Consider the following 7,278-nt stretch of genomic DNA (forward strand, 5'->3'; position numbering starts at 1 on the left):
TGACGTTTCACGTTGTTTGTTTCGTTTAGTTTTCAAAGTTCAACATCGCGTTTCAGCGACTTTTATAACTTAACATTTCGCGTTAAATCTGTCAACAACTTTTTTCTTTCGTTCCTGACGATGCTTATTAATTTATCATATTAATCATTTGTTCGTCAACACTTTTTAAAAAAATGCCAAAATAATTTTATCTTGGCATGATATAAAGCTTAATAACCACTAATGCAGCAACACCGGGTAGACCTAATAAACTTGTGATTGCTGCTGTACCCAAGTTTATTGGAATATGAAAATCAAAATATGTTCCTATAACATTTACGATAAATAGTAATGCTATTCCTAAAGTAACATGAAAAAGCGCTTTTCCTATAAAACGTAATGGCTTTGAAGAAACACCAAAAACAAGAAAAATAAAAACTAGAGTAAGAATACCGACAATAACAATTGTAGAATTCATTTTCTTCCTCCTTATGAATGACCTATACACACTCATTTGTATGGGACAAGACGATAAAAAAGAACATGTATCACATAACTCCAGTCGTTTTATCTTGTTCACCTTTATTTGACAACACTTCCTTCATAAAAACCACTATTCGTCCTTTCCGAACGAAGTAACCACTAAATGTTTAACAAATAAAATAAAAGGTTCTGCTTTTTCAGCAGAACCTTTTACCATTGTTCCATTTTTACAGGGCGACGTTTTGCTTCTTTTAACAAGAAGAAATATTTCGCCTCTGCTATTTTCAAAGAACAAATCACATCTTGAGATGGTTCCACACTTTGTTCAACCATTCTCTTCTGACGTAACCATTCATTCTTCACCTTTTCTAATAGTACGATTAATTTATCATCATACTCTTTGCGCAATTTACCCTTTTTTTGAAAGAACATTTTTGTTTCTCCTCTTATACTTCTCTACGACCTTCTAACGCTTTCGACAGTGTCACCTCATCTGCATATTCTAAATCTCCACCCACTGGCAGACCATGTGCAATACGAGTTACTTTAATACCTGTCGGCTTTAAGAGGCGGGATATATACATCGCTGTAGCTTCCCCTTCAATATTAGGGTTTGTTGCCAATATTACTTCTTGTACCGTTTCATCGTGCAGTCGCTTTAAAAGTTGCGGGATATTAATGTCTTCTGGTCCAATTCCCTCCATTGGAGAAATCGCACCACGTAACACATGATATACACCTTGATACTCTTTCATCTTTTCCATTGCGATTACATCTTTCGGTTCCTGCACAACACAAACAACCGATTGATCTCGATGTGAATCGTTACAAATATAACAAGGGTCGCGGTCAGTAATATGTCCGCATACAGAACAATACGCTAAATCTCGCTTCGCATTCACAAGCGCTTTTGCAAAACCTAACACATCATCTTCTTTCATATCTAATACGAAAAATGCCAAGCGAACCGCTGTTTTCGGTCCGATCCCTGGCAACTTCATAAAACTATCAATTAGTTTTGATATCGGTTCTGGATAATGCATATATCAATATCCTCCTAGAACATTCCACCCGGTAAGTTTAAGCCTTTTGTAAATTTACCCATTGTAGAATTTGAAAGTTCATCAGCTTTTTTAAGTGCATCATTTGTTGCAGCTAACACTAAGTCTTGTAACATTTCGATATCTTCTGGATCTACAACTTCTTCTTTAACTTTCACTTCAAGAATTTGCTTATGACCATTTGCAATAACTGTGATCATACCGCCACCAGCTGTACCTTCAACTGTTTTTTCGCCAAGTTCTTCTTGCGCTTTCGCCATATCTTTTTGCATTTTTTGCATTTGTTTCATCATGTTATTCATATTTCCCATTCCGCCACGCATCATAATTAATTCCTCCTAATTATTATTACTCTTTTATTTCAATAAGTTCTTGCCCTACTAATTTTACCGCCTCTTCTATAAGAGGGTCTTCTTTTTTCTCTGGGCTTTCTTCAGCATTTCCACCTTCACGCTGTAAAAAATCTTCACGGATTTTACCCCATTCACTTTTTGGAATGGCAATCATATTTAATCTTTTACTTAGCAATTCAAATAAGGCTTGTTCCACTGTATCCATAGCTTCTCGGTTTTCGCTTGCCATTTTACAGTGAATCTCATATTGAAACGCTAACACGTAAGTATCATCCGAAGCCGCTACCGGTTCGCTATTTTCTAATAAAACAGCAAACGCTACTTTGTTGTATGCTTTGAGTCTTCCTAACAACTCACCCCACACAGCTTTTAATTGTTCTAAATCCTGACGTTTCGCTTGCTTTAACACTTCATTTACACGTCCGACAGGAATCTTCATACTACCTGTACGCACTGGCTTTGGTGTTGCACGTGTCTCTCTGACTTCCTGCTGCACACCAGCCGGCACACCATTCTTTTTGAATTCTTCTAACTCTTTCTCCAATTGCTGCATCCTGTTCATAATTGCTTGTAAACGATCTGCACCGTTCGCTTGCATCATAAATTGTTGACACAGTTGTACCATAACAACTTCTAAGAAAATTCGCGGATGATTTGTCCACTTCATTTCCTGTTGTCCCTTACTAAGAGTATGAATGATTTCATAGATTACTTCCGGTTGCATTTCTTCACTTAGCATCCGGAATTGCTCATCTACCATTACTCGTTCCAACATATGTTCCAGTTGTGGTGAAGTTTGATATAAAAGCATGTCACGATAATAGTAAATGAAATCCTCCATAAAACGAACTGGATCTTTCCCTTTACCCATCATCTCATCTATGATACGTAATGCTCTTGATACATCATTTTCACGTATACATTCTACTAAGTTACCTAAGTATTGCTGGGAAACAGAACCTGTCACAGCTAATACATCTTCTGTCGTAACTGTCTCATCACTATAAGATATTGCCTGATCAATAAGACTAAGCGCATCACGCATACCACCCTCAGCAGCACGTGCAACAATTTGTAACGCCTCATCTTCTACTTGCGTACCTTCATTCGTCACAACTGTCGATAATCTCTCAACAATATCATTTACTGATATCTTTCGAAATTCAAAACGTTGGCAACGTGAAATAATTGTAGGCGGAATCTTATGCGGTTCTGTTGTCGCCAAAATAAAGATGACATGTCCTGGCGGCTCTTCTAACGTTTTTAAAAGCGCATTGAAGGCACCCATAGAAAGCATGTGAACTTCATCAATAATGTATACTTTATATTCTACAGCACTTGGAGCATATTTTACTTTATCTCTAATATCTCGAATTTCATCTACACCGTTATTTGAAGCCGCATCAATTTCTAATACATCTGAAATGGATCCTTGTGTAATCCCCAAACAAGAAGGACATTCATTACAAGGTTCAGCTACCGGAGCATGTTCACAGTTGATTGCTTTTGCAAACACTTTTGCAATTGTCGTTTTTCCTGTTCCCCTCGGCCCAGAAAATAAATAAGCATGTGAAACTTTCTCTTGAAGAAGGGCATTTTGCAACGTTTTTGTCACGTGCTTTTGACCAACTACATCTTCAAATTTTTGCGGTCTCCATGTTCGGTATAACGCTTGGTATGACACGAAAATACGGCCTCCCTCAAAGGTTATTATCTCATTTATTATAACCCATTCTGTTTATAGATTCCAAAAGTTATTTTCTATACAAAAAACCCACCTTAATATTAAGGTGAGTTTTGTATACATATATAACTGCCGTGCACCTTCTGTCGATTACGTACCATAAGCGTTACTCAAGCAGTTAGCTCGGTTCAGGCACTCCTGCGGCACACGAGAAGACCCGCTTATTGCTGCTTCCTTCCGGACCTGACAAGGTTCACGGGGTCCCGTTGCGCAGGACCCAAACGTCAACACCACTTACTTAAGGCAGACCTTACAGCAACATAACCTCGAGAAGGGATTCGGCCTCGCTAGAGCGGATTGCGAGTATAGGGCACCGCTACCTCCCCGCTTAGCACGGCAAAGTTAAAACCAATATTCGGTTGCCTTCATTAAAGGCATTATCAGTATAACTTGTTTTTTTATAAAATGCAAATACGTTAATTCTCTTTGCTTTTCTCTAATTTCTTGCTCGCTTTTCTTTTTTTTCGAAGCTCTCTAAAAAAGTTTGTTAACAACGTACCGCATTCTTCTTCTAACACACCAGCCACTACTTCACACTGATGATTAAAGCGTTCATCCGTTAAAAGATTCATCAACGTCCCTGCACATCCACCTTTCGGATCACTTGCACCATATACAACTCGCTTCACTCGCGATAAAACAATTCCACCCGCACACATCGGACAAGGCTCTAATGTTACATATAATGTCGCATCTTCTAAACGCCATGTCCCTAATTTTTTGCACGCCTCATCAATAGCTAGTAACTCAGCGTGCGCTATTGATCTTTGCTCGGTTTCCCTTAAATTATGAGCAACACTAATTACTTCACCATCTAACACTATAACTGCACCAATCGGTACTTCTTGTATTGCCTCTGCCTTTTTAGCTTCTTCTATTGCTAACTGCATAAAATAAATATCTTGATCGTGTTCCATACCATAGTCCTTTCATTACAAATAACGTACACTAATTTCCATTTACTACACATGGGATAACTTTTACAAATTCAATCCACCCTAATAAAAAAGAGAGGGGATTACATATGAAGAATACTGCCTTACTCATTATCGATATGATTAATGACTTTCAATTTTCACACGGGCCCACCCTAGCCAAAAAATGCGAAATTATAACAAACCCTATTCTACAATTAAAGAAAACAATGAAATCCCTTGGTTATCCCATAATTTATGTTAATGACCATTATCAACTTTGGAGATCTGATATTGACCAACTAATTACTCATTGTACAAATGAGTATAGCGAAAATATCATTCGTAAGATTGCCCCAAATTCCGATGATTACATTTTTATTAAACCACATTACTCCGCTTTTTATGAAACACCTTTAAATTCTTTATTAGGCTATTTAAAAATAGAAAATCTAATATTAACAGGAGTCGCAGGGAATATATGTATCCTCTTTACAGCTAACGATGCTCATATGAGAAATTATACACTGTATGTACCACAGGACTGTATTGCCTCTAATCATGATCAGGATAACTTACATGCTTTAAAAATAATGGAAGCCACATTAAAAGCAAATATAGTGCCGTCATCTCAAATAAAAATTCATTAATACATATATCTATTTTCTAACTTTTTATATCAAATTAACCCGCTCGCTTCCCTCTTGTGCTACAATAATTCTGTTTTGTGTTTTTAGTAGCCACGGTAAATCACTGATTGAAAGGAGGAAACAGCGTGACCGGAGTACCATTTATCACGGTTGAAGGACCAATTGGTGTTGGAAAAACTTCACTTGCGAAGGAAATTTCAACTCACATGCAACTCCACTTACTGAAAGAGATTGTTGATGAAAACCCTTTTTTAGGAAAGTTCTATGAAGACATCGACGAATGGAGTTTTCAAACAGAGATGTTCTTTCTTTGTAATAGATACAAACAATTAGAAGATATTAACATAAAGTATTTGAATCAAAGGAAGCCAGTAGTAGCAGATTATCATATATTTAAAAATCTAATTTTCGCATCCCGTACATTAAAAGATTCTCAATACGATAAGTACATGCAAATCTATCGTATCCTTACACAAGATATGCCTGTACCAAACGTAATCGTTTATTTAACGGCTAGCTTGGAAACATTACAAGCACGAATTGCAAAGCGCGGAAGAGAATTCGAAAAAAATATGGATCCAAATTACTTACTACAGCTCACAAAAGATTATGAAACTGCAATGGATACGTTTAAAAAGGATCATCCAGAAATCCCAGTATTGAAATTTAACGGAGACGATATGGATTTTGTAAAAAATCCTGATGATTTAAATGTCATCCTATCTGCCCTTCAAAATACTCTCTTAAAGGAGTCGAAATAATAATGAATTTAAGGCAAAAATATGATATACCAAATGACGCAGTAATCACGATTGCTGGAACAGTAGGTGTCGGTAAATCAACTATGACAACTGCATTAGCTAACGCTTTAGGCTATCGCACATCATTTGAAAAGGTAGACTCTAACCCCTACTTGGACAAGTTCTATGCTGATTTCACACGCTGGAGCTTTCACTTGCAAGTGTACTTTTTAGCAGAACGATTTAAAGAACAAAAAAGAATTTTTGAATACGGTGGCGGTTTTGTTCAAGATCGCTCTATCTATGAAGACACTGGCATTTTTGCAAAGATGCATCATGAAAAAGGTACAATGACGGAAACTGATTATGAAACATACAAAGGTCTATTTGATGCTATGGTCATGACTCCTTACTTCCCTCATCCTGATTTATTAATTTACTTAGAAGGTTCTTTCGATGATATCGTTGATCGTATCCAAGAACGCGGACGTCCGATGGAACAGCAAACACCAATTGAGTATTGGAAAGAGATGCATGGCCGTTACGAAAACTGGATTAATAATTTTAATGCATGCCCTGTTTTACGATTAAACATTAATGAATACGATATTTTAAAAGATGGCGATTCAATTGAACCAATCATTAAAAAAATTGGCCATTTTTTAAAACAAACACGTAAACTTGTAAAATAAAAAACCCGTGCATATGCACGGGTTTTTTTATTAAATTACTTCTTTTTTGTCGGAGCAATAATTTCACTCTCAGGTTTTCCAGCATTAATACGCTGGCGAACAGTACTTGTACTAATATCGTATGTTTCAGCAATCTCTTTAACGGTCATTTCTTTCCCGTTAATCACTGCTGTTAATACTTTACCTGTACGTTTTGGAGCAGCTTCTTTCTTTACAGCTGCTTTTTCAACTTTTTTTGGCGCTTCTACTTTTGTCGCAGTTTGCTTTACATCACAAGTGCAACCACAAAGTTTACGGAATGTATCATCGCTAATAATACGTGAAACATTTGCACCACTGTTTAAAATTCTATTGTTCTTACAGACAGGACATTGTACATAATATAAAGTTTTTCCATCTAAAGGAAACGTTTGTATAATAAGATCCATGTTGACTCCTTTCATATCTATGAAGATAATCATCGGAATATGAGTGTGTAATAAGGAGGAAATCTCCTTACACCATACTTTATGATTGGTTTTAAAATAAAAACTCGTTACGTGTTGGTAACGAGTTCTCCAATCTCCACTTATATGCGCTGTTGTCAATTATATCTGGAGGAGGTAGAGGGATTCGAACCCCCGCGCGACTCTCGCCGCCTGTCGGTTTTCAAGACCGATCCC

General features: G+C 36.9%; 10 protein-coding genes and 1 other RNA gene. 3 read left to right on the forward strand and 8 right to left on the reverse strand.

Going from position 1 to position 7,278, the window contains the following annotated elements; all coding sequences use genetic code 11:
- Positions 1-187 precede the first annotated feature (187 nt).
- The 7 genes from BAQ44_RS01475 to tadA all read right to left on the reverse strand — a co-directional run bounded on the left by BAQ44_RS01475 (position 188) and on the right by tadA (position 4,537).
- Positions 188-457: a pro-sigmaK processing inhibitor BofA family protein gene (locus BAQ44_RS01475; protein WP_061680191.1), complete on the reverse strand. Its 270-nt coding sequence runs from the start codon at positions 455-457 to the stop codon at positions 188-190.
- Positions 458-672: 215 nt separating this feature from the next.
- Positions 673-894 (reverse strand): YaaL family protein, encoded by a 222-nt coding sequence (locus BAQ44_RS01480; RefSeq protein ID WP_000466019.1) that lies wholly within the window; start codon positions 892-894, stop codon positions 673-675.
- 14 nt (positions 895-908) lie between these two features.
- Positions 909-1,505, reverse strand: coding sequence for a recombination protein RecR (recR, locus tag BAQ44_RS01485; RefSeq protein WP_000559169.1), 597 nt, complete (start codon positions 1,503-1,505; stop codon positions 909-911).
- A 14-nt stretch (positions 1,506-1,519) separates the two neighbouring features.
- Positions 1,520-1,846 (reverse strand): YbaB/EbfC family nucleoid-associated protein, encoded by a 327-nt coding sequence (locus BAQ44_RS01490; protein ID WP_170930109.1) that lies wholly within the window; start codon positions 1,844-1,846, stop codon positions 1,520-1,522.
- Between the two features lie 25 nt (positions 1,847-1,871).
- Positions 1,872-3,560 carry a DNA polymerase III subunit gamma/tau gene (dnaX, locus tag BAQ44_RS01495; protein ID WP_071720455.1) on the reverse strand — a complete coding sequence of 563 codons (1,689 nt, stop codon included), beginning with the start codon at positions 3,558-3,560 and terminating at the stop codon, positions 1,872-1,874.
- A gap of 132 nt (positions 3,561-3,692) precedes the next feature.
- Positions 3,693-3,957: signal recognition particle sRNA large type (gene ffs / locus BAQ44_RS01500), an RNA gene on the reverse strand.
- Positions 3,958-4,036: 79 nt separating this feature from the next.
- Positions 4,037-4,537 (reverse strand): tRNA adenosine(34) deaminase TadA, encoded by a 501-nt coding sequence (gene tadA, locus BAQ44_RS01505; RefSeq protein WP_063261963.1) that lies wholly within the window; start codon positions 4,535-4,537, stop codon positions 4,037-4,039.
- A 107-nt stretch (positions 4,538-4,644) separates the two neighbouring features.
- Here tadA and BAQ44_RS01510 point away from each other — a divergent pair, with 107 nt between their 5' ends.
- The 3 genes from BAQ44_RS01510 (at position 4,645) to BAQ44_RS01520 (ending at position 6,616) form a co-directional block, all read left to right on the forward strand.
- On the forward strand, positions 4,645-5,184 hold the full coding sequence (locus BAQ44_RS01510) for a cysteine hydrolase family protein (protein ID WP_063261964.1): 540 nt from the start codon (positions 4,645-4,647) through the stop codon (positions 5,182-5,184).
- 125 nt (positions 5,185-5,309) lie between these two features.
- Positions 5,310-5,945 carry a deoxynucleoside kinase gene (locus BAQ44_RS01515; protein WP_061680194.1) on the forward strand — a complete coding sequence of 212 codons (636 nt, stop codon included), beginning with the start codon at positions 5,310-5,312 and terminating at the stop codon, positions 5,943-5,945.
- A 2-nt stretch (positions 5,946-5,947) separates the two neighbouring features.
- A complete protein-coding gene (locus BAQ44_RS01520; RefSeq protein ID WP_001053583.1) occupies positions 5,948-6,616 on the forward strand; it encodes a deoxynucleoside kinase in 669 nt (222 codons plus the stop codon).
- Positions 6,617-6,651: 35 nt separating this feature from the next.
- On the opposite strand, the gene BAQ44_RS01525 is transcribed toward BAQ44_RS01520, so the two are convergent.
- On the reverse strand, positions 6,652-7,044 hold the full coding sequence (locus tag BAQ44_RS01525) for a sigma factor-like helix-turn-helix DNA-binding protein (protein ID WP_000364198.1): 393 nt from the start codon (positions 7,042-7,044) through the stop codon (positions 6,652-6,654).
- Positions 7,045-7,278: the final 234 nt, after the last annotated feature.

This window comes from Bacillus mobilis, from assembly GCF_001884045.1.
Taxonomy (GTDB): Bacteria; Bacillota; Bacilli; order Bacillales; family Bacillaceae_G; genus Bacillus_A; species Bacillus_A mobilis.

Excerpts from the sequence above, each read along its gene's own strand:
- BAQ44_RS01525 (WP_000364198.1), bottom strand. The coding sequence starts at position 7,044 with ATGGATCTTATTATACAAACGTTTCCTTTAGATGGAAAAACTTTATAT.
- BAQ44_RS01510 (WP_063261964.1), top strand. The coding sequence starts at position 4,645 with ATGAAGAATACTGCCTTACTCATTATCGATATGATTAATGACTTTCAA.
- BAQ44_RS01480 (WP_000466019.1), bottom strand. The coding sequence starts at position 894 with ATGTTCTTTCAAAAAAAGGGTAAATTGCGCAAAGAGTATGATGATAAA.
- BAQ44_RS01475 (WP_061680191.1), bottom strand. The coding sequence starts at position 457 with ATGAATTCTACAATTGTTATTGTCGGTATTCTTACTCTAGTTTTTATT.
- BAQ44_RS01520 (WP_001053583.1), top strand. The coding sequence starts at position 5,948 with ATGAATTTAAGGCAAAAATATGATATACCAAATGACGCAGTAATCACG.
- tadA (WP_063261963.1), bottom strand. The coding sequence starts at position 4,537 with ATGGAACACGATCAAGATATTTATTTTATGCAGTTAGCAATAGAAGAA.
- BAQ44_RS01490 (WP_170930109.1), bottom strand. The coding sequence starts at position 1,846 with ATGCGTGGCGGAATGGGAAATATGAATAACATGATGAAACAAATGCAA.
- recR (WP_000559169.1), bottom strand. The coding sequence starts at position 1,505 with ATGCATTATCCAGAACCGATATCAAAACTAATTGATAGTTTTATGAAG.